General features: G+C 71.2%; 21 protein-coding genes. 9 read left to right on the plus strand and 12 right to left on the minus strand.

What is annotated here, in order from left to right; all coding sequences use genetic code 11:
• The first annotated feature begins 86 nt into the window (after positions 1-86).
• Positions 87-1,943 carry a translation elongation factor 4 gene (gene lepA / locus ACQP0T_RS06795; RefSeq protein ID WP_433871799.1) on the plus strand — a complete coding sequence of 619 codons (1,857 nt, stop codon included), beginning with the start codon at positions 87-89 and terminating at the stop codon, positions 1,941-1,943.
• A gap of 152 nt (positions 1,944-2,095) precedes the next feature.
• Here the strand turns inward: lepA and ACQP0T_RS06800 are convergent, their stop codons facing one another.
• Entirely contained in the window at positions 2,096-2,560 is a 465-nt protein-coding gene (locus tag ACQP0T_RS06800) for a MarR family winged helix-turn-helix transcriptional regulator (protein WP_345364672.1), read from the minus strand.
• A 115-nt stretch (positions 2,561-2,675) separates the two neighbouring features.
• On the opposite strand from ACQP0T_RS06800, the gene ACQP0T_RS06805 reads away from it, so the two are divergent.
• Complete coding sequence (locus ACQP0T_RS06805; protein WP_433871800.1) at positions 2,676-3,218, plus strand: YceI family protein; 543 nt, start codon at positions 2,676-2,678, stop codon at positions 3,216-3,218.
• A 109-nt stretch (positions 3,219-3,327) separates the two neighbouring features.
• Here the strand turns inward: ACQP0T_RS06805 and ACQP0T_RS06810 are convergent, their stop codons facing one another.
• Both ACQP0T_RS06810 and ACQP0T_RS06815 read right to left on the minus strand, forming a co-directional pair.
• Positions 3,328-4,755: a diguanylate cyclase domain-containing protein gene (locus tag ACQP0T_RS06810; protein ID WP_433871801.1), complete on the minus strand. Its 1,428-nt coding sequence runs from the start codon at positions 4,753-4,755 to the stop codon at positions 3,328-3,330.
• Positions 4,756-4,797: 42 nt separating this feature from the next.
• Positions 4,798-5,550: a class I SAM-dependent methyltransferase gene (locus ACQP0T_RS06815; protein ID WP_433871802.1), complete on the minus strand. Its 753-nt coding sequence runs from the start codon at positions 5,548-5,550 to the stop codon at positions 4,798-4,800.
• A gap of 226 nt (positions 5,551-5,776) precedes the next feature.
• Here ACQP0T_RS06815 and ACQP0T_RS06820 point away from each other — a divergent pair, with 226 nt between their 5' ends.
• Both ACQP0T_RS06820 and ACQP0T_RS06825 read left to right on the plus strand, forming a co-directional pair.
• On the plus strand, positions 5,777-8,122 hold the full coding sequence (locus ACQP0T_RS06820) for an arylsulfatase (RefSeq protein WP_433871803.1): 2,346 nt from the start codon (positions 5,777-5,779) through the stop codon (positions 8,120-8,122).
• A gap of 12 nt (positions 8,123-8,134) precedes the next feature.
• Positions 8,135-9,007, plus strand: a complete 873-nt coding sequence (locus tag ACQP0T_RS06825; protein WP_433871804.1) for a LysR family transcriptional regulator — start codon at positions 8,135-8,137, stop codon at positions 9,005-9,007.
• Between the two features lie 84 nt (positions 9,008-9,091).
• Here the strand turns inward: ACQP0T_RS06825 and ACQP0T_RS06830 are convergent, their stop codons facing one another.
• A complete protein-coding gene (locus ACQP0T_RS06830; protein ID WP_433871805.1) occupies positions 9,092-10,558 on the minus strand; it encodes a helix-turn-helix domain-containing protein in 1,467 nt (488 codons plus the stop codon).
• A gap of 118 nt (positions 10,559-10,676) precedes the next feature.
• Here ACQP0T_RS06830 and aceA point away from each other — a divergent pair, with 118 nt between their 5' ends.
• A complete protein-coding gene (gene aceA, locus ACQP0T_RS06835) occupies positions 10,677-11,987 on the plus strand; it encodes an isocitrate lyase (RefSeq protein ID WP_433871806.1) in 1,311 nt (436 codons plus the stop codon).
• 188 nt (positions 11,988-12,175) lie between these two features.
• Here the strand turns inward: aceA and ACQP0T_RS06840 are convergent, their stop codons facing one another.
• Positions 12,176-12,529: a DoxX family protein gene (locus ACQP0T_RS06840; RefSeq protein WP_433871807.1), complete on the minus strand. Its 354-nt coding sequence runs from the start codon at positions 12,527-12,529 to the stop codon at positions 12,176-12,178.
• A 126-nt stretch (positions 12,530-12,655) separates the two neighbouring features.
• Between ACQP0T_RS06840 and ACQP0T_RS06845 the strand changes: the two genes are divergently transcribed.
• Positions 12,656-13,495, plus strand: coding sequence for a sigma-70 family RNA polymerase sigma factor (locus ACQP0T_RS06845; protein ID WP_433871808.1), 840 nt, complete (start codon positions 12,656-12,658; stop codon positions 13,493-13,495).
• 3 nt (positions 13,496-13,498) lie between these two features.
• Here the strand turns inward: ACQP0T_RS06845 and ACQP0T_RS06850 are convergent, their stop codons facing one another.
• The 6 genes from ACQP0T_RS06850 to ACQP0T_RS06875 form a co-directional block, all read right to left on the minus strand.
• Positions 13,499-13,936: an Imm1 family immunity protein gene (locus ACQP0T_RS06850; protein WP_433871809.1), complete on the minus strand. Its 438-nt coding sequence runs from the start codon at positions 13,934-13,936 to the stop codon at positions 13,499-13,501.
• A 49-nt stretch (positions 13,937-13,985) separates the two neighbouring features.
• Entirely contained in the window at positions 13,986-14,426 is a 441-nt protein-coding gene (locus ACQP0T_RS06855; protein ID WP_433871810.1) for an Imm1 family immunity protein, read from the minus strand.
• Positions 14,423-15,172: a DddA-like double-stranded DNA deaminase toxin gene (locus ACQP0T_RS06860; protein WP_433871811.1), complete on the minus strand. Its 750-nt coding sequence runs from the start codon at positions 15,170-15,172 to the stop codon at positions 14,423-14,425. Before ACQP0T_RS06860 ends, ACQP0T_RS06855 begins: the two co-directional genes overlap by 4 nt.
• Before the next feature lie 172 nt (positions 15,173-15,344).
• The gene (locus tag ACQP0T_RS06865) at positions 15,345-15,632 is read right to left on the minus strand and encodes a hypothetical protein (protein WP_433871812.1); all 288 of its coding nucleotides are present in this window, start codon (positions 15,630-15,632) and stop codon (positions 15,345-15,347) included.
• Positions 15,629-15,838: a hypothetical protein gene (locus ACQP0T_RS06870; protein WP_433871813.1), complete on the minus strand. Its 210-nt coding sequence runs from the start codon at positions 15,836-15,838 to the stop codon at positions 15,629-15,631. The genes ACQP0T_RS06865 and ACQP0T_RS06870 overlap by 4 nt, the downstream gene beginning before the upstream one ends.
• Positions 15,835-16,062 (minus strand): zinc finger protein, encoded by a 228-nt coding sequence (locus ACQP0T_RS06875; protein WP_433871814.1) that lies wholly within the window; start codon positions 16,060-16,062, stop codon positions 15,835-15,837. The genes ACQP0T_RS06870 and ACQP0T_RS06875 overlap by 4 nt, the downstream gene beginning before the upstream one ends.
• Positions 16,063-16,210: 148 nt before the next feature.
• Here ACQP0T_RS06875 and ACQP0T_RS06880 point away from each other — a divergent pair, with 148 nt between their 5' ends.
• The 3 genes from ACQP0T_RS06880 to ACQP0T_RS06890 all read left to right on the plus strand — a co-directional run bounded on the left by ACQP0T_RS06880 (position 16,211) and on the right by ACQP0T_RS06890 (position 17,573).
• On the plus strand, positions 16,211-17,056 hold the full coding sequence (locus ACQP0T_RS06880; RefSeq protein WP_433871815.1) for a helix-turn-helix domain-containing protein: 846 nt from the start codon (positions 16,211-16,213) through the stop codon (positions 17,054-17,056).
• A complete protein-coding gene (locus ACQP0T_RS06885) occupies positions 17,050-17,247 on the plus strand; it encodes a DUF397 domain-containing protein (RefSeq protein ID WP_433871816.1) in 198 nt (65 codons plus the stop codon). Before ACQP0T_RS06880 ends, ACQP0T_RS06885 begins: the two co-directional genes overlap by 7 nt.
• Before the next feature lie 134 nt (positions 17,248-17,381).
• Positions 17,382-17,573 carry a DUF397 domain-containing protein gene (locus ACQP0T_RS06890; protein ID WP_433871817.1) on the plus strand — a complete coding sequence of 64 codons (192 nt, stop codon included), beginning with the start codon at positions 17,382-17,384 and terminating at the stop codon, positions 17,571-17,573.
• On the opposite strand, the gene ACQP0T_RS06895 is transcribed toward ACQP0T_RS06890, so the two are convergent.
• Positions 17,574-18,131: a TetR/AcrR family transcriptional regulator gene (locus tag ACQP0T_RS06895; protein WP_433871818.1), complete on the minus strand. Its 558-nt coding sequence runs from the start codon at positions 18,129-18,131 to the stop codon at positions 17,574-17,576.
• Positions 18,132-18,168: the final 37 nt, after the last annotated feature.

The raw sequence follows: 18,168 nt of genomic DNA on the forward strand, positions 1-18,168 counted from the left end.
ACCCGGAGTTGGGCATCGAGGTCAGGGCGCCTCGTGGGACCATGTGCGGGTCCCTCCACCCTGCCGACGTCCGCGAGGAACACTGAGTGAGCAGTTTCGCCGATACCACCTTCACCGACCCGGAGCGCATCCGGAACTTCTGCATCATCGCGCACATCGACCACGGCAAGTCCACGTTGGCCGACCGGATGCTGCAGCTCACCGGGGTGCTGGAGGAGCGCGCGTACCGGGCTCAGTACCTCGACCGGATGGACATCGAGCGGGAGCGGGGGATCACGATCAAGGCGCAGAACGTGCGCCTTCCTTGGTCCGTCGGCGGGGAAGATCACGTGCTGCACATGATCGACACCCCAGGGCACGTCGACTTCACCTACGAGGTCAGCCGGTCGCTGGCCGCCTGCGAGGGGGCGGTGTTGCTCGTCGACGCCGCGCAGGGCATCGAGGCGCAGACGCTGGCCAACCTGTACCTGGCGATGGAGCACGACCTCCAGATCATCCCGGTGCTGAACAAGATCGACCTCCCCGCCGCCGAACCGGACAAATACGCCGCCGAACTCGCGCACATCATCGGCTGTGAGCCGGAGGACGTGCTGCGGGTCTCGGCCAAGACCGGTGAAGGGGTTGGTGCAGTGCTCGACGAGGTGGTCCGGCAGATCCCGCGCCCGGAGGGCGTCGCGGACGTGCCGCCACGGGCGATGATCTTCGATTCCGTCTACGACACCTACCGGGGTGTGGTCACCTACATCCGGGTGGTCGACGGCAAGATCGAGCCCAGACAGCGCATCAAGATGATGTCCACGGGCGCCACGCACGAGCTGCTCGAAGTCGGCATCATCTCGCCGGAGCCCAAGGCCTCCCGCGGACTCGGCGTCGGCGAGGTCGGTTATCTGATCACCGGGGTGAAGGACGTCCGGCAGTCCAAGGTCGGCGATACCGTCACCTCGGAGCGCAAGGGCGCCCCGGAGCCGCTCCCCGGCTACCGCGAGCCCAAGCCGATGGTCTACTCGGGTCTCTACCCGGTGGACGGCAGCGACTACCCGCTGCTGCGCGAGGCGCTGGACAAGCTCCAGCTCAACGACGCCGCGCTGACCTACGAGCCGGAGACCTCCGGGGCGCTGGGCTTCGGTTTCCGCTGCGGCTTCCTCGGTCTGCTGCACCTGGAGATCACCCGCGACCGCCTGGAGCGCGAGTTCAACCTGAACCTGATCTCCACGGCGCCGAACGTCGTCTACGACGTGATCGAGGACGACGGCACCGAGCTGGAGGTGACCAACCCCTCCGACTGGCCCGAGGGCAAGATCAAGGAGGTCCACGAGCCGATCGCCAAGTGCACGGTGATCGCGCCGTCGGAGTTCGTGGGCACGATCATGGAGCTGTGCCAGTCCCGCCGCGGTCAGCTCGCCGGCATGGACTACCTGTCGGAGAGCCGCGTCGAGCTGCGCTACACGCTGCCGCTGGCCGAGATCGTGTTCGACTTCTTCGACCACCTCAAGTCGCGCACCCGCGGGTACGCCTCGATGGACTACGAGGAGGCCGGTACCCAAACGTCGAACCTGGTGAAGGTCGACATCCTGCTCCAGGGCGAGCCGGTGGACGCCTTCAGTGCGATCGTGCACCGCGACGCCGCCTACGCCTACGGCACCAAGATGGCGACCAAGCTGCGCGAGCTGATCCCGCGACAGCAGTTCGAGGTGCCGATCCAGGCCGCCGTCGGGTCGCGGATCATCGCCCGGGAGACCATCCGCGCCATCCGCAAGGACGTGCTCGCCAAGTGCTACGGCGGTGACATCAGCCGCAAGCGCAAGCTGCTGGAGAAGCAGAAGGAGGGCAAGAAGCGGATGAAGACCATCGGGCGGGTGGAGGTCCCGCAGGAGGCCTTCGTCGCCGCGCTGTCCACCGACGAGTCCGCGGGCAAGGACGACGGCAAGAAGGGCAAGAAGTAGCCCGCACGAGGTGATGCCGCGGATCGTGTCGGTGCCCGCTGCGGTGGCGACCGGTCCGCGGCCCCGCCCGTGCGCGCTGGCCGATCTGGTGGAGCTGTCCGCCGGTACGGCCAGCAGAAGGCCGCGCGGGCCCGGCGACAGCGGCCCCGGCGCTAGGCGCGCGGGTCGTCGAGGCGGTCGAGGACGGCGTCGGCGATCGTGCCCAGGGCGTCGACCTGGTCGGTGTCGAGCTGGTCGAAGAGCAGTTCCCGGACGGTCTCGACGTGCCGGGGCGCGGCCTGCTCGATGGCGTCCCGGCCCTGCTCGGTGACCACGGCGAAGGCCCCGCGCGCGTCCTCGGGGCATTCCTCGCGCGCGATGAGGCCGCGCCGCAGCATCCGCCCGAGGTGGTGCGACAGGCGGCTCTTCTCCCACTGCATCGCACCGGCCAGCTCGGAGATGCGGGCCCGCCCGTCCGGCCGGTCGGTGAGCTGCACCAGCACGTCGAAGTCGGCGAGGGACAACCCGGAGTCGGCTTGGAGCTGGCGGTGCAGCCGCGCGTTGAGCCGGGCGTTCATCGCCAGGTAGGCGCGCCACGTGCGTTGCTCGTGCTCGTCGAGCCACCGGGTCCCCGTCATGCCTCCATCGTATGGGCTCGTCGCGGGTGCTCCGCCGCACAGGAGCAATTGGTTGACGCGTCCACGAACCCGTGGCACCTTTGTTGGTGACACGTCAACTACTTGGAGGTGCGCCATGACCGAGCAGCTCACCGGGCAGTACGCGCTCGACCCGACCCACACCCGCATCGGCTTCGTCACGCGGCACGCGATGGTCACCAAGGTGCGCGGTGCGTTCAACGACTTCGAGGGCACCGCGACCATCGACGGCGCCAACCCGTCCGCGTCCTCGGTCGCCCTGCGCATCAAGGTCGACAGCATCGACACGCGCAACGCCGACCGCGACGGCCACCTGCGCACCAACGACTTCCTGGATGCCGCCGAGTACCCGGAGATCACCTTCACCTCGACGGCGATCGAGCAGACCGGCGACAACTCCTACGACGTCACCGGCGACCTGACCATCAAGGGCGTCACCCGCTCGGTCACCGTGCCGTTCAGCTACGAGGGCCAGGCCCAGGACCCGTTCGGCAACGTCCGGATCGGGCTGGAGGGCTCGGTGGTGATCAACCGCAAGGACTTCGGGCTCACCTGGAACGCGGCCCTGGAGACCGGCGGCGTGCTGGTGGGCGAGAAGGTCACGCTGGAGCTGGAAGTCTCGGCCGTCAAGCAGTCCTGAGGGGCGGTGCGGCGGAAACCTCAGCGGCCGTCCCGGTGCGGGCGCCGCCCGGCACGGCGCCGGGGCCTGCACGCGGGAAGGCCGCTGAGCACCCGCGGCGGCGCGCCGCTCACCCGGTGTCGTCGCGCTTCGCCCGGTACATCGCGGCGTCGGCGTGGGCGAGGGCCTGCTCCGGATCGGTGTCCGGGGGCAGCGGGTGGTAGCCGATGCTGACGGTGATGCGCACCGCGCCGGTGCGCAAGGGCACCGGGTGGGCCAGGCGTTGGGCGATGCGGTCGATCAGCGGCCGGTGCTCGGTCGGCGCCGGGTCGAGCAGGACGACGAACTCGTCACCGCCGATGCGGGCCACGGTGTCGGTGGCGCGGACGATGTCGAGCAACCGCTGGGCCGTGATCCGCAGCAGCTCGTCCCCGGCGGGGTGGCCGTGCTCGTCGTTGATCGCCTTGAACTCGTTGATGTCGCAGTACAGCAGCGCCCGGGCCCGGGGCATGGCGTGGGCGGCGGTGAGGCGGTCGGTGAGCAGCGCGCGGTTGCCCACCCCGGTCAGCGGGTCGTGGGTGGCCTGGTGGCTGAGGCGGTCGTGGGCGTCGTAGAGCTCGCGCAGGGTGAGCAGCTGCCGCACCACGACGAGGATGACGATGCCGACCAGGAAGTAGATCTCGGCCGGTCGGCAGGTGCCCGCGTGCAGCAGCACGATCCCGCAGACCGCGGCCAGCGGGAGGTAGGGCAGCGCTAGCAGGGCCGGGGTCCGCCGCTGGCGGCCCGACCGCTCCGGGACGGTCGCGCCGATGAACAGCAGCGCGGGTCCCAGCATGTACCCGGCGTCGGTGGCCGGGGGCGCCGGGATCCCGGCGCTGATCATGTAGGCGTAGCCGGCATCGGAGCAGGCGATGGCCAGCAGCCCGCCGATGATCCAGGCCAGCCGCTCCTGCCACAGGCTGTGCAGGGTGATCGCCACCAGCATGGCGAGCAGGATCAGCACCAGGTCGGTGATCGTGTAGAACATGGTCAACGGCTCGCCCGGCGAGCGCCGCTGGCCGGTGGGGGCGCCGTAGGTGGTCTCCCACAGCAGCGCGGCCAGCCCGCCGATGATGATGAGGCAGTCCAGCACGAGCACCGGCAAGGGAGCGGCCCGGTCGTACCCGCGCCGCCCGGAACGCTCGGTGCGCGCGATGTGGACGAAGGCGGCCAGCACCCCGACCGGCAGCATGAAGAAGAAGATGTTCTCGATGTCCGGGAACGTCATCGGCCGCAGGTCGATGACCCGGTGCCAGGTCCAGATCGCCTGCCCGGTGGCCCAGCCCAGCACGGCCACCGCCATGGTCACCCGCCAGAGCTGCCGTCCCGGCCGCCGGAACGCGGTGATCGCGAACGCCGTCCCGGCGGCCACCGCGGCCACCAGCCCGATCGCATCGGCCACCAGCCACACCGCCGGTGGCTGGAGGCGCCCCGAGGCCACCACCGCGATCGCCAACCCGACCACGCCGATGACCACCACCGGCCACCATCGCGCCCCCTCGGTACGCGCACTGGTCATAGCCGAGAACCGTGCCACAGGGCGGCGGCCGGGGCCCGGCAATCAGCCGGTGGGTCGCGTGCCGCTCACCAGGATGAACGGTGCCCGCCGGTGGTGGCGCGCCCGCCACGCCCGGGCGGCGACCGGTGGCGGTAGCAGCGACTGCGGCGGCACGTCCTCGGCGGGCACCGGTGCTCGCACCGCCACTCCCGTGAACCCCGCCCCTTCGAGCAGCTCGCGGTAGGTCCGGGTCGGCCAGAAGACGTCCCAGATGCGCGCCGAGGTGCCGTCCCGCCGCGGCATGTCCACCGGCATCGGCCGGCCGGCGGCGTAGTCGACCCCCGGTTCGCCCTGCCGCAACCCGTCGAAGTCCACCCCCGTGGTCTCCGGGTTGGAGTCCAGGACCACCCACCGGCCGCCCGGCCGCAGCACCCGGAACACCTCGGCCGCGGTCCGCCGCAGCACCGCGAGGTCGGGTTCGCAGACGAACACGAACGCGGCGAGCGCGGCGTCGACCGATCCGTCGGGCACCGGGTCGAGCCGCCCGGGCTCGATCAGGTCGAAGCGGACGCCCGGGGGCTCGGCGCGGCGGGCCCGCTCGATCATCGCCGCGGAGGTGTCGACCCCGCGGCAGCGCGCTCCCACGACGTCGGCGAGCCACCGGGTGATGTCCCCGGTCCCGCAGCCGACGTCGAGCACCGAGGTCGCCGGTCCCAGTGCCGCGGGCAGGTGCCCGTACCCGGCCACCCACCACAGGGTCGGGTCGAACTCGCCGAACGCCTCCGCCATCTCCGGGTCGTCCCACGACGTCACCACGCACGCCATCGTCACCCGCCGGCCGCGACCCGTCCATAGGCGCCGTTTATGGCGTGGATCGAGAACCGGTCTCCGGGTCGATCGCGATCCGCTGACCTGCGGCGGCACCGGCCGGATGTGACGCGCGGCGCCTCCGGGAGCCGTCGGGATGTTTGGTGACCGCCGCCGCGCTCTGGGAAAGTCCTCGGCGCACCAGCCCTTTCCGCGTGCGTGCAGGAGGTCGACAGTGAACGTGTCCCGCGAGCGGTTGCCCATCCCGGATCCGCAGCGCCCCACCGCGACGGCCGGCGACGTCCGGGACCAGGACCCGCCGTTCGCCCCGAGGCAGCCGCTGCGCGCGCCGGCCGGGGCGCCCAACGTCGTCGTGGTGCTGCTGGACGACATGGGCTTCGGTGCGCCGAGCGCGTTCGGCGGTCCGTGCCGGATGCCGACCGCGGACCGGTTGGCCGACGGCGGGCTGCGCTACAACCGCTTCCACGTCACCGCGATCTGCTCGCCGACCCGGCAGGCGCTGCTGACCGGGCGCAACCACCACTCCGTCGGGATGGGCGTGACCACCGAGATGGCCAGCGCCGCGCCGGGCTACTGCGGCATCCGGCCGCGCAGCGCCGCCACCATCGGCCAGCTCCTGCAGGGCAACGGCTACAGCACCGCGGCGTTCGGCAAGTGGCACCAGACCCCGGCCCGCGACGTCAGCGCGGCCGGACCGTTCGACCGGTGGCCCACCGGCGAGGGCTTCGACAAGTTCTACGGCTTCCTCTGCGCGGAGATGAACCACTGGTACCCGGTGCTGTTCGACGGCACCACGCCGGTGGAACCGGACCGGCGGCCGGAGGACGGCTACCACCTGTCCGAGGACCTGGTGGACCAGGCGATCGACTGGGTGCGCGACCAGCGCTCGCTCAAGCCGGACAACCCGTTCTTCACCTACCTGCCCTTCGGGGCGACCCACGCGCCGTACCACGTGCCGTCCGAATACCGGGAGAAGTACCGGGGCGCCTTCGACCACGGCTGGGACCGCCAGCGCGAGATCACCTTGCAGCGGCAGAAGGAGCTCGGCGTCGTGCCGCCGGACGCGGAACTGGCGCCGTGGGCGGAGGGCGTGCCGCACTGGGACGAGCTCTCCGCCGAGGAGCAGCGCGCGGCGGCGTCGCTGATGGAGCTCTACGCCGGGTTCGCCGAGCACACCGACGACCAGGTCGGCCGGTTCGTGGACGCGCTGGAGGAGCTCGGCGAGCTGGACAACACGCTGTTCGTCTACATCCTCGGCGACAACGGCGCCTCCGCCGAGGGCGGGCTCGGCGGCACCCTCAACGAGCACCGCTTCGCCAGCGGCATCCCGGACAGCGCGGAGTTCATCAACTCCCACGACGCGGCGCTGGGCGACGCGACCACGCACGCGCACTACCCGGTGGGCTGGGCGCTGGCGATGAACACGCCCTACCAGTGGACCAAGCAGGTCGCCTCGCACTTCGGCGGCATCCGCGACGGGATGATCGTGCACTGGCCGGCCGGCATCGCCGAGCGCGGCGGGCGGCGCGACCAGTTCCACCACGTCATCGACGTCGTGCCGACGATCCTGGAGGCGGCGGGCCTGCCGCACCCGGTCGAGGTGGACGGCGTCCCGCAGCAGCCCATCGAGGGCACCAGCATGCTCTACAGCTTCAACGACGCCGAGGCACCGGACCGGCACCGGGTGCAGTACTTCGAGATGGTCGGCAACCGGGGGATCTACCGGGACGGCTGGATGGCCGTCACCCGGCACGGCACGCCGTGGGTGATGGTGCAGGACGGCGGGCGCCGCTCCTTCGACGACGACGTCTGGGAGCTCTACGACACCCGCAGCGACTGGACGCAGTCGCACGACCTGGCCGCCGAGCACCCGCGCAAGCTGCGCGAGCTCCAGGACCTGTTCCTGGCCGAGGCCGCCCGGTACGGGGTGCTGCCGCTGGACGACCGGATGACCGAGCGGGAGAACCCGCGCGAAGCCGGGCGGCTGGACCTGATGGGCGACCGCCGGTCGGTCAGCTTCCACGCCGGTGCCAAGCGGCTCACCGAGGAGACCGCCCCGAACGTCAAGAACCGGTCGCACGCGGTGACCGCGCGGGTGCGGATCCCCGAGGGCGGCGCCGAAGGGGTGCTGGTCGCCCAGGGCGGCCGGTTCGGCGGCTGGTCGTTCTACCTGCACGAGGGGCGGCCGAGCTACGCCTACAACCACTTCGGCAGCGAGGTGACCACGATCCGGGCGCCGGAGCCGCTGGCGCCCGGGGAGCACACCGTCCGGATGGCGTTCGACTACGACGGCGGCGGGGTCGGCCGGGGCGGTTCGGTGGCGCTGGTGGTCGACGACGAGCAGGTCGCCGACGGCCGGGTCGAGGCGACCATCCCGTACTACTTCGCCTTCGACGAGACCTTCGACATCGGAGTGGACCGCGCCAGCCCGGTGACCGACGATTACCCGGTCGTCGACAACCGCTTCTCCGGCGGGCTGGTGGAGCTGCGGGTGGACCTCGGCGACGACGGGCACAGCGACGTGGCGGCGCAGCGGCGGTTCGCCGCGGCGCACGAGTGATCCGGAGGCCGGATGGAGCGCCGGGAGCTGGAGTACTTCCTGGCCATCGCCGAGCACGGCAGCTTCACCGCGGCCGCGCAGGCGCTGCACGTGGCGCAGCCGTCGTTGTCGCACGCCATCCGGAGCCTGGAAACGGAGCTGGGCGGGCGGGTGTTCCAGCGGTTGCCGCACGGCGTGGTGCTCACCGCGGCCGGGGAGGCGCTGCTGGCCCCGGCCCGGCAGGTGCTGCGCGACCTGTCCACCGCCACGGATTCGGTGCGCCGGGTGCTCGGGCTCTCGTCCGGTCGGCTCGACGTGGTGGCGCAGACGACGTTGGCGGTGGACCCGCTCGCGGAGCTGGTCGGGCTGTTCCTCGGTGAGCACCCGGGGGTGGCGGTGCGGATCTCGGACCCGGAGCTCGGTTCGGACGTGACCTCGGCGGTGCGGGCGGGGGAGTGCGAGCTCGGCATGGTCGACGCCGCCGAGAACGCGGTCGGCGAGCTGTCCGGCCTGGTGCTGCGCGGCCGGGAGGTGTTCGCGGTGCTGCCGCCGGACGGCGCGTCCGGCCGGGCCCGCCTCGGCGTGTCCGACCTGAGCACCCTGGACTGGGTGACGACGCCGCGCGGCACCGCGACCCGCGCGGTCATCGAGGACGTCGTGGGCGATCCGTCGGTGGCGGTGGAGACCGCGCACCAGGCGATGGTGGTGCCGCTGGTGCTCGCCGGGGCGGGGGCGACGTTGCTGCCCCGCGCGATGGCCGAGGACGCCGCCGCGCGCGGAGCGGCGGTCCGCCCGCTGCGTCCCCGAGTGGTGCGCCGCGGCGTGCTGTTCTGGCGCCCCGGCCCGCTCTCCCCGGCGGCCGCCGAGTTCGTCCGCCTCGCCGAACGCCTAGCCGACCACCGCTGAGGACCGGCCTCACCCCGAAGTGTGCTGAGTGAGGGGCACCCTTGCCCGAGTACCCGCTCACTCACATCCCGAACGGGTGCGGGCTCAGTCCTGGTGGGCTTCGACGAAGGCGTAGACGTCGGCTTCGTCGACGCCGGGGAAGGTGTCCGAGGGCAGCGCCGAGAGGACGTGCGAGTGGGCGCGGGCCGAGGGCCAGACCATGCCCTCCCAGCGGCTGGCCAGCTCGGCGGGCGGGCGCTGGCAGCACTCGCCGTGCGGGCAGCCGGACTTGGCGTGGTTGGTGGTGTCGCGGCCCCGGAACCAGCGCGATTCGGCGTAGGGGACGCCGAGGGTGATGGCGAAGTCGCGGGCCCGGCTGGTGTCGACGTGCGCGACGCACCAGTGGGTCGCGCCGGGCTTGTCGGTGTACTGGTAGTACGTCGAGTAGCGGTCCGCGGCGGCGAAGACCTGCCGGCCCGCCCAGTACCGGCACATCCGTTGGCCCTCGATGGCGCCGGTGGCGTCGCTGGGGAACACCAGCCCGTCGTTCTCGTAGGCCTTGTAGATGATCCCGGTCTCGTCGTTGCGCACGAAGTGGCAGACCAGGTCGAGGTACTGGCTGGCCAGGTTGGTGAACCGGTGCGCGGCCATCTCGTAGGACACCGAGAACACGTCGCGGAGGTCCTCCACGGCCAGGTCCCGGTCCTCCTTGGCCTTGCGCAGGAACGGCACCGCGGTCTGCTCGGGCACCAGCACGGCGGCGGCGAAGTAGTTGGCCTCGACCCGCTGGCGGAGGAAGTCGGCGAAGTCGCGCGGCTGGCCGTGGCCGAGGGTGAGGTGCCCGAGGGTCTGGAGCAGGATGGTGCGCGGGCTGTGCATCCCGAGGGATTCCCGGCGCAGGAAGATCCGGTGGTTCTTCATGTCGGTCACCGAGCGCACCGAGCGCGGCAGGTCGGTGACGAACCGCAGGCCGTAGCCGAGGTGGCTGGACAAGGACTGGATCAGCCCTTCCGACAGCGCCCCGCCCTGGTAGCCGATCCGCTCCAGCAGGTTCGCGGCGGACTTCTCGATCTCCGGGAAGTAGTTGCCGTGCTCGCGCATGGTGCCGCGCAGCTCGGCGTTGGCCTTGCGGGCCTCCTCCGGGGTGGCGACCTGCTTGGTCTCGCGCCGCTTGAGCTCCTCGTAGAGCGCCAGCACGTGTTCCAGCGCCTCGGTGGGCACCCGCTTGCCGACCTTGAGCGGCGGGAGCGACAGCCGCTGGTAGATCGAGTCGAGCTGGGCGCGCTCCACGGCGATCTCCAGCTCGGCCCGGCGGTTCGGCGGCTTCTTGGACAGCAGTTCGTCGACGGAGGTGCCCAGCGCTTCGGCCAGCGAGCGCAGCAGCGACAGCTTCGGCTCGCGGTGGCCGTTCTCCAGCAGCGAGAGCTGGGACGGCGCGCGCCCGACCCGCTCACCGAGCTCGACCAGCGTCAGCCCGGCGGAGCGGCGCAAGTGGCGCAGCCGCTGACCGAAGACCAGAAGGTCGTGTTCGGTGGAAAAACTTCGGTCTTCTTCATCGACGAACCCGGTCATGGCGTTGATGCTAGCAGAAAAATCGACGAAATTAAGCGTGAAATCTTCTCCCGATTCGCCGGACGCCGGGCAAGACTGGATTCATCGAGGCCGCGAGAGATCCGGAAAGGTGAACGTCATGGGCATCCGCGAGCAGGCGAAGAAGGCCGCCGAGGAACTCCAGCGGGACTGGGACACCAACCCGCGGTGGCAGGGCATCGAGCGCACCCACACCGCCGAGGACGTCGTCCGCCTCCGCGGCTCCGTGCAGGAGGAGCACACCTTCGCCCGGCAGGGCGCCGAGCGGCTGTGGGCGCTGCTGCACGAGCGGGACTACGTCAACTCGCTGGGTGCGCTGACCGGCAACCAGGCCGTCCAGCAGGTGCGGGCCGGGCTCCAGGCGATCTACCTGTCCGGCTGGCAGGTCGCCGCCGACGCCAACCTCGCCGGTGAGACCTACCCCGACCAGAGCCTCTACCCGGCCAACTCGGTCCCGTCGGTGGTCCGGCGGATCAACAACGCCCTCCAGCGCGCCGACCAGATCACCTGGTCCGAGGCGCTGGACCCGGAGGCCGAGGAGACCTCGACCGAGCCGCTGCACTGGATGGCCCCGATCGTCGCCGACGCCGAGGCCGGTTTCGGCGGTGTGCTCAACGCCTACGAGCTGATGAAGGGCATGATCGCGGCCGGCGCGGCCGGGGTGCACTGGGAGGACCAGCTCGCCTCCGAGAAGAAGTGCGGCCACCTCGGCGGCAAGGTGCTCATCCCGACCAGCCAGCACGTCAAGACGCTCAACGCCGCGCGGCTGGCCGCCGATGTCGCCGGGACGCCGTCGCTGGTGATCGCCCGCACCGACGCGCAGGCCGCGACGCTGCTGACCAGCGACGTCGACGAGCGCGACCAGCAGTACCTGACCGGGGAGCGCACCCCGGAGGGCTTCTTCAAGGTGCGCAACGGGATCGAGCCGTGCATCACCCGCGCGCTGGCCTACGCGCCGCACTCCGACCTGATCTGGATGGAGACCTCCACGCCGGACCTGGACGTGGCGCGCCGGTTCGCCGAGGCGGTCAAGGCCGAGTACCCGGACCAGATGCTGGCCTACAACTGCTCGCCGTCGTTCAACTGGCGCAAGAACCTCGACGACAGCACGATCGCCAAGTTCCAGCGGGAGCTGGGGCACATGGGCTACAAGTTCCAGTTCATCACGCTGGCCGGTTTCCACGCGCTGAACTACGGCATGTTCGACCTGGCCAAGGGCTACGCCGCCGACGGCATGACGTCCTACGTCGAGCTGCAGGAGCGGGAGTTCGCCGCCGAGGCCGACGGCTACACCGCGACCCGCCACCAGCGGGAGGCCGGGACCGGTTACTTCGACCTGATCAGCACGGCGGTCAGCCCGAACTCCTCGACCACCGCGCTGGCCGGTTCGACCGAGACCGCCCAGTTCTGATGGACGAGCCCAAGGACCGTGGTCGGCCCGTGACTCCCCGGAAATCGGGTCGGCCACCCCGAACGCACCAAGCGGCCCTGTGGCGGGGTGTCGGTTAGATCGCGATGGTGCGGAAGCGGGCGGGAACCCAGGCGTCGGGTCCCCGCCCGCTTTTCGGCGTCGTCGTTGGCAGGTGGGTGGCGGCGCGCTCAGCCGACCGCGAGGGCGAAGTGCGCGACCGCGCACAGCGCGAGCAGGAGGTAGAGCGCGGGGAAGCCGATGTTGTGGAACACCCGCGCCCGCACGTGCGCACCGACCGCGCCGACGAAGAACAGCACCAGGCCGATCCCGGCGGCCAGGCCCAGCCAGGGCAGACCGGCGAAGCCGAGGACCAGGCCGATCGCGCCCGCCGCCTTCAGCGCGGCGAGGTGCGGCAGCGCCGACGGGCGGAGTCCCACCTCGGCCGAGTTCGCCAGCACGAACCCGGCCCGGCGGAGGTCCGCGATCGCGATGAACAGGTTCGCGGCGATGCAGGCGGCCGTCGCGACGGCGAGCGCGCTCATGCGGGGCCTCGCCGCGCGCCGGGAGAGGTGGTCCGGGTCGGTATGCTCATGACGTCGCCTTCCGGGTGCGTGGACGTGGTCGCTCCACCGTCCTGACGTCTCGCGCACGCGAAAGGTGACATCGCAGTGGGATCGATCGAGGAGTTCGAGGCCGCCCGGCCGAGGTTGCTGTCCCTCGCCCATCGGATGCTGGGTTCCGCGCACGACGCCGAGGACGCCGTGCAGACGACGTGGCTGCGCGCCCGGGCCGCGCCCCGCGACGGCGTCGACAACCCGGACGCGTGGCTCACCACGATCACGACGCGGGTGTGCCTGGACCAGTTGCGCGCCCGCCGCCGGCGCGGCGAGGTGGTGCCGCTCGCGGCGGAGCTCCCCGCCGCCCAGATCGCCGCCGACGAGGACTTCCTCCGCCGCGAGGACGTGTCCCGCGCGCTGCTGGTGCTGCTCGCGCGGCTGCCCCCGGCCCAGCGCGTCGCCTACGTGCTGCACGACCTGTTCGCCGTCCCGTTCGGCCAGGTCGCGGCCACCCTCGGCACCACGCCCGGCAACGCCAAGAAGCTGGCCAGCCGGGCCCGCGCCCGGATCGGGGGAGGCGAGGAGGTTCCGGAGGCTTCGGCCCAGCACCGCGAGGTCGTGGCGGCGTTCCTCAGCGCCGCGCGCGGCGGGGACCTGCACCGGATGGTCGCGCTGCTGGCGCCCGGCTGCGTGCGCACCGCCGACGCCGCGCTGCTGCCGCCGGGCGCCGCGACGACGGTGACCGGCGCGGTCGCGATCGCGGCGGAGACCGGGCTGTTCGCCGACCGCATCCGCGCCAGCGCGCCGATGCGGCTCGACGGGCGCGTGGTCGACGTCATCGCGCCCGGCGGTCATCCCCTCGCCGCCATCGAGATCGCCACGCGCGGCACCCGGATCACCCGCATCACCATCACCCGGGTCGGCGCGGCGGACGTCCTGGCGGCGGCGTGACGCCTAGTACCAGTGGCCGGGCTGCCACCGCACGCAGGTGGGGCGGAGGCCGGTGCGGCAGAACTCCGCCACGGCTTCCCGAACCTCGGCCAGCGGCAACACCGCTGAGCGGGGGAAGGCCGTGGGCGTCGAGCCGTCGAACCACACGGTCGTCGCGGCCGGTGGGGCCGGGTTGCGCGTGTTCCACGCGCCTCCCCGTGCACCTTCGGCGACGTAGGAGATCGCGCCCCAGCGCCGGGATTCGTCCACGTTGACGCGCATCTGGTGTCCTGGCCGATGTTCGACCGCGCCGTCGAAGGGCGACGCCGCGACGTACAGGAAAGCGCCGCGCTCCCGCTCGGTCGCCAGCGCGGTGTCGATCAGCTCGTCGGCGGTGTCGGCCGGAGCATGGCGGCGCTCGCCGTCGAGCACCGCGGTGACGTACTGCTGAACCGCTGTCATGCCTTCCCCTCGAACACGGCTGCCTGGCGGTCCCTTCGCCTTCTTTCGCTCAGTACCAGTGGCCGGGCTGCCACCGCACGCAGGTGGGGCGGAGGCCGGTGCGGCAGAACTCCGCCACGGCGTCCCGAACCTCGGCCAGCGGTAGGGACGCGGACCTGGGGAACCAGAGGTCGCCTTCCTCGTCGAACGGCAACACGGGTGGTGCTTCTTCCGCGCCGAGGGAATCGACCAAGTCGCCGTGCGTGCCCGGGCTCATGTAGTTCAGCGCTCCCCAACCGTCGCGGCACGTCAGGCGCAGCCGGTCCGCCGGGAACTCGTTGATCGCCCCGTCCTTGCTCTGGCGGCAGGGCCTGTCCCACTGGAACACCTGCGACTCGCCATCGACGAGGAGCAGGTCGAGCACCGCTTCGAGCTCGGCCGACGTCCGGGCGTAGTGGAATTCCCGCCCGATGATCGCCGTGATGACGGTAGGCGCTTCTGTGGTGGTCATGGTCTTGCCTGTCCTTCGATCACGATGGGTTTCGTGGCTCCCGGCTCCCAGACCAGCAGCGTGGCGCCGGTGGGAAGGAGGGCGCGCGCGGCGGCTGCGCAGTTCCGGGGTCCGAAGCACATGTCATTGTTCAGGACGACCACGCCGTAGGTCTGCCCCGCGTCCCGCATCATTTGGGCGTACTTCGCTTCGACGTGGGTGTACACGCCGGGAGCGCCGAGTGGATTTGGTTCCGGAAACGCTGTGGAATTGTGGAGAGCGATCCGTACCCGCTCGGAGACTTCCTCGCGTCCGCTGACAATCCGCTGCTCGTTGCCGTCTCGGTCGTAGGCGAGTCCGGTTGTTTGTCCTTTGCCTCCATCGCGGCCGGGGAGCCGGGAGCGGACTCCGTCGATCCACGACCGGTCCCGGGCCGCGTCGGTCGGGATCCGACCGGTCGTCGACGGATGTGGTGCGCTGGGAGGGGTGTCGTCGACCGCCTGGACGACCAGGAGCGTTTCCCGGTACGCGCTGACGGTGGCGATGACCTGGGCGAGGAGTTGCCACCCGCGGAACATCTCCTCGCCCGCTGCGGTGTGGGCCTGGATCGCGTCGAGCGCTTCGGGATCGCGCGTGCCGTCGAGCACGGCGAGGGCGGCGTGCCGTTCGTCCCACAGGTCCTGGGCGAGGGCGAGCGATTCGCGGGCGCGGGTGAGGGTGGCCTCGACGTGCGAGAGCGCGCGGGCCAGCTCCTCGACCGCTGACATGGAACCTCCTGTGTGAGGTGCGGAACCCAGTGAAGCCCAGCGCACCGACACTTCCGCCCGGCACCGCCTGTGGCGCCGATGCGGAGTGGAAGACCGACCGGTGGTCGCGGGTGGCACCGGTCGGCCGCGGTCCGGCGCCGAGCATCGGGTGCGGTCGGCGTCGGGCCGGGTCTCACAGGGCGCGCAGCCCGTCGAGGAGCCGACGCAGCGTCTCGGGATCGCGCGCGTACGAGGTGGGCGGTCGCGGGGCGAGGCGGGGGAGGACGCGGGTGGGTTCGTCGGCGAGCGCGTCGGCGAGGTCGCCGCTCCACGACACCCGGCGGGGCGGTCGCGCGGTCGGCGGTTCGACCGGCAGCGGGGCGAGGCGGTGGCGTCCCGGGGCGCGGTGCCGTCGCACCAGGAGGGCGGCCAGCGGGGCGAGCACCAAGCCCGCCGCGAGCAGCCAGCCGGGCGCGTTCACCGGTCGGTCCTCCGGGCGTCGACGACCAGCGGTGCGGAGATGCCCGCCGCGTCGCGGAACCGTTCGGTGAGCAGAGCGGTGGTGCGGGCGAGCTCGTCGAGTTCGGCGGGGGTCGGGTGGTAGCCCTCGTCGATGTTCTGCGCCATGCAGCCCACGGCGATCATGGTCAGGCGCATGTCCCGCAGCAGCGGGCCGAGTCCGGTCATCGCGGCGCCGCCTTCCGGTGCATCGGGACGCCCGCGATGCGGTGCGCCTCGACGTCGCACGGCTCGCAGGTGGGCCACAACCACGCCACGGTGGAGTCGTCGCCCGCGAGCGTGCGCCCGCACAGCGACGCGACGGCGCCCTCGTGCCGCCAGTCCTCCGACGGGGTCGCGTGCCGCTCCTCGGCGCTCGGAAACCAGCTGAACGGATGCGGTCGGTAGATCATGGTCGCCACCTCGTTTGATCAGATCCGCAACAACTTCACTTGTTGCGTGCAACGGTGCGTGCAACGATCATGAGGTGTGGGCAACACTTTGAGAAGTCCTCGATCGGGTGTACATCGAGGCTGATGTGCTGCGGCATAGGATCACGGCATGGTCAGCAGCGCAGATACCCCGCGCGCTCGTGCTCTGGGGGCCGAGCTTCGGCAAGCGCGGGAGCGGCGCGGCCTGTCGATGCGGCGACTTGCTGAGGCCGTCGGACGCAGCGGATCGCACATCTCCCGATGGGAGAACGGACAACTGATACCGACGGAGGCCGATACGGCCACTGTCCTCGCTGTGCTCGGTGTCAACGGTGCTGATCGCGACCGGATGATCGAGCTCGCACGGGATGCCGCGGACCCCAACTGGGTCGCACCCGGAGTGGACAAGCAACTGGCCGTGCTGACGGAGTACGAACGGACCGCTAAGACCATCATCAACGTCGAACCGCTGATGGTGCCTGGCTTGTTGCAGACGTACGACTATGCCCGGCACATCATCACTGCTTTCGGTGCGTCCAGTCGTGGCGAAGCGAATCAGAGGGCGCACGTGCGCATCGGTCGACAACACGTGCTGTCCGGCAACGCGCCCAAGAATCTCGTCGCCTTCGTAGGCGAAGTCGCCCTCCGGTATCCGCCGTGCCCGAACGATGTGATGGTCGAGCAGCTATGGCAACTGCGGCAGTTCAGTGGCTTTCCGAACATCGACATGCGCGTACTGCCCATCGACCGACCAGCCGGGCCTGCGTTGAGCGGTGCTTGGGCGCTCGTTGAATTCGCTCGTACCAAGCCTGTTGTGCAGTTCGAGCACTACGACACGTCTGCGACGATCACCGACGCGAGGGCCGTCAGTCGGTACCGGGAAGCTGTCGACATTCTCCGCGACGTGGCGATGGATCCGGCTGAATCTGTCGAGCTCATCGCCGAAATTCTGGCGACGAAGGAGAGATCATGCTGACCCAGCACGGCGCGCGCTACTGGCGCACATCGAGCTACAGCGGAGGGACCAACTGCGTCGAGGTCGGCCGGATCGGCGGCCGTGCTGCTGTTCGTGACACGAAGGACCGCGCGGCCGGGTACTTCACGACGACAGCGCCACAGTGGGCCGCGTTCGTGTCAGCCGTCAAGGGCGGTCGCTTCGCCGGCTGACCTTCCGCTGATTCCGGGCTGTCTGGCGTCTTCCTGAGCCGGACGGCCCGGTTTGCCTTCGTACGGCGGTTTCGCGGCGCCCTGCCGTCGGATTGGCTGAGGTTTCGGGCATCGAAGCCGGAAGAGGTGGCGCCGTGAACCAGGTGACTCGCTGGCACACGTCGAGCTACAGCAACCAGGAGACCAACTGCGTCGAGGTCGGTCGCATCGGCGGTGGTGCCGCCGTGCGGGACTCGAAGGACCGCGCGGCGGGGTTCTTCACGGCGACCGCGCCGGAGTGGGCGGCGTTCCTCGCCGCCGTCCGGGATGGGCGCTACCAGCGCTGATCAGCTCGCGAGGCGGTGCAGGGCGGTGACGAGGCGGTCCGGGGGCGGGCTGAAGCCGGGGTCGGCGAGGGACTGCACCAGGTAGCCGGTGACCAGCGCGTAGACCACCGAGCCGAGCTCGTCGGCCGTGGCCTCGTCGACCTCCGCCGTGCCGAGGACCATCGCGGCCAGCGCGGTGCGGGCTTCGGCGAACCCGGCGGCGACCCGGGTGCGGATCGACTCGTCGAAGTGGGCCTGCGAGTAGGCCTGGATGCTGGCCACCAGCAGGTCGCGCTCCTGGTGCACCGCCGCGAACAGCTCGGTGAGGAACACCTCCAGCCGCCGGGCCGGATCACCGGCCTGCGCGGCGCGCACCGCGGCCTCCATGCGGTCGCCCCACTCGCTCGTGGCCTCCAGCACGGCGGTGTTCATCAGGTTGTCCTTGGACCCGAAGTGGTAGCCGATGGCGCCGAGGTGGGTGCCGGAGGCGGCGGCGATGTCGCGCGCCGTGGTGCGGCCGTAGCCCTTCTCGGTCAGGCAGCGCTTCGCGCCGGCCAGGAGGTCTTCGCGCTGGCTCATGATCCGCAGCCTAGCAGTTTGCACGGACGTCCGTATT

The organism is Saccharopolyspora sp. CA-218241, from assembly GCF_050954615.1.
GTDB classification, from domain to species: domain Bacteria; phylum Actinomycetota; class Actinomycetes; order Mycobacteriales; family Pseudonocardiaceae; genus Saccharopolyspora; species Saccharopolyspora cebuensis.

Excerpts from the sequence above, each read along its gene's own strand:
- ACQP0T_RS06800 (WP_345364672.1), bottom strand. The coding sequence starts at position 2,560 with ATGACGGGGACCCGGTGGCTCGACGAGCACGAGCAACGCACGTGGCGC.
- ACQP0T_RS06805 (WP_433871800.1), top strand. The coding sequence starts at position 2,676 with ATGACCGAGCAGCTCACCGGGCAGTACGCGCTCGACCCGACCCACACC.
- ACQP0T_RS06810 (WP_433871801.1), bottom strand. The coding sequence starts at position 4,755 with ATGACCAGTGCGCGTACCGAGGGGGCGCGATGGTGGCCGGTGGTGGTC.
- ACQP0T_RS06825 (WP_433871804.1), top strand. The coding sequence starts at position 8,135 with ATGGAGCGCCGGGAGCTGGAGTACTTCCTGGCCATCGCCGAGCACGGC.
- ACQP0T_RS06830 (WP_433871805.1), bottom strand. The coding sequence starts at position 10,558 with ATGACCGGGTTCGTCGATGAAGAAGACCGAAGTTTTTCCACCGAACAC.
- aceA (WP_433871806.1), top strand. The coding sequence starts at position 10,677 with ATGGGCATCCGCGAGCAGGCGAAGAAGGCCGCCGAGGAACTCCAGCGG.
- ACQP0T_RS06840 (WP_433871807.1), bottom strand. The coding sequence starts at position 12,529 with ATGAGCGCGCTCGCCGTCGCGACGGCCGCCTGCATCGCCGCGAACCTG.
- ACQP0T_RS06850 (WP_433871809.1), bottom strand. The coding sequence starts at position 13,936 with ATGACAGCGGTTCAGCAGTACGTCACCGCGGTGCTCGACGGCGAGCGC.
- ACQP0T_RS06855 (WP_433871810.1), bottom strand. The coding sequence starts at position 14,426 with ATGACCACCACAGAAGCGCCTACCGTCATCACGGCGATCATCGGGCGG.
- ACQP0T_RS06860 (WP_433871811.1), bottom strand. The coding sequence starts at position 15,172 with ATGTCAGCGGTCGAGGAGCTGGCCCGCGCGCTCTCGCACGTCGAGGCC.
- ACQP0T_RS06870 (WP_433871813.1), bottom strand. The coding sequence starts at position 15,838 with ATGACCGGACTCGGCCCGCTGCTGCGGGACATGCGCCTGACCATGATC.
- ACQP0T_RS06875 (WP_433871814.1), bottom strand. The coding sequence starts at position 16,062 with ATGATCTACCGACCGCATCCGTTCAGCTGGTTTCCGAGCGCCGAGGAG.
- ACQP0T_RS06880 (WP_433871815.1), top strand. The coding sequence starts at position 16,211 with ATGGTCAGCAGCGCAGATACCCCGCGCGCTCGTGCTCTGGGGGCCGAG.
- ACQP0T_RS06885 (WP_433871816.1), top strand. The coding sequence starts at position 17,050 with ATGCTGACCCAGCACGGCGCGCGCTACTGGCGCACATCGAGCTACAGC.
- ACQP0T_RS06895 (WP_433871818.1), bottom strand. The coding sequence starts at position 18,131 with ATGAGCCAGCGCGAAGACCTCCTGGCCGGCGCGAAGCGCTGCCTGACC.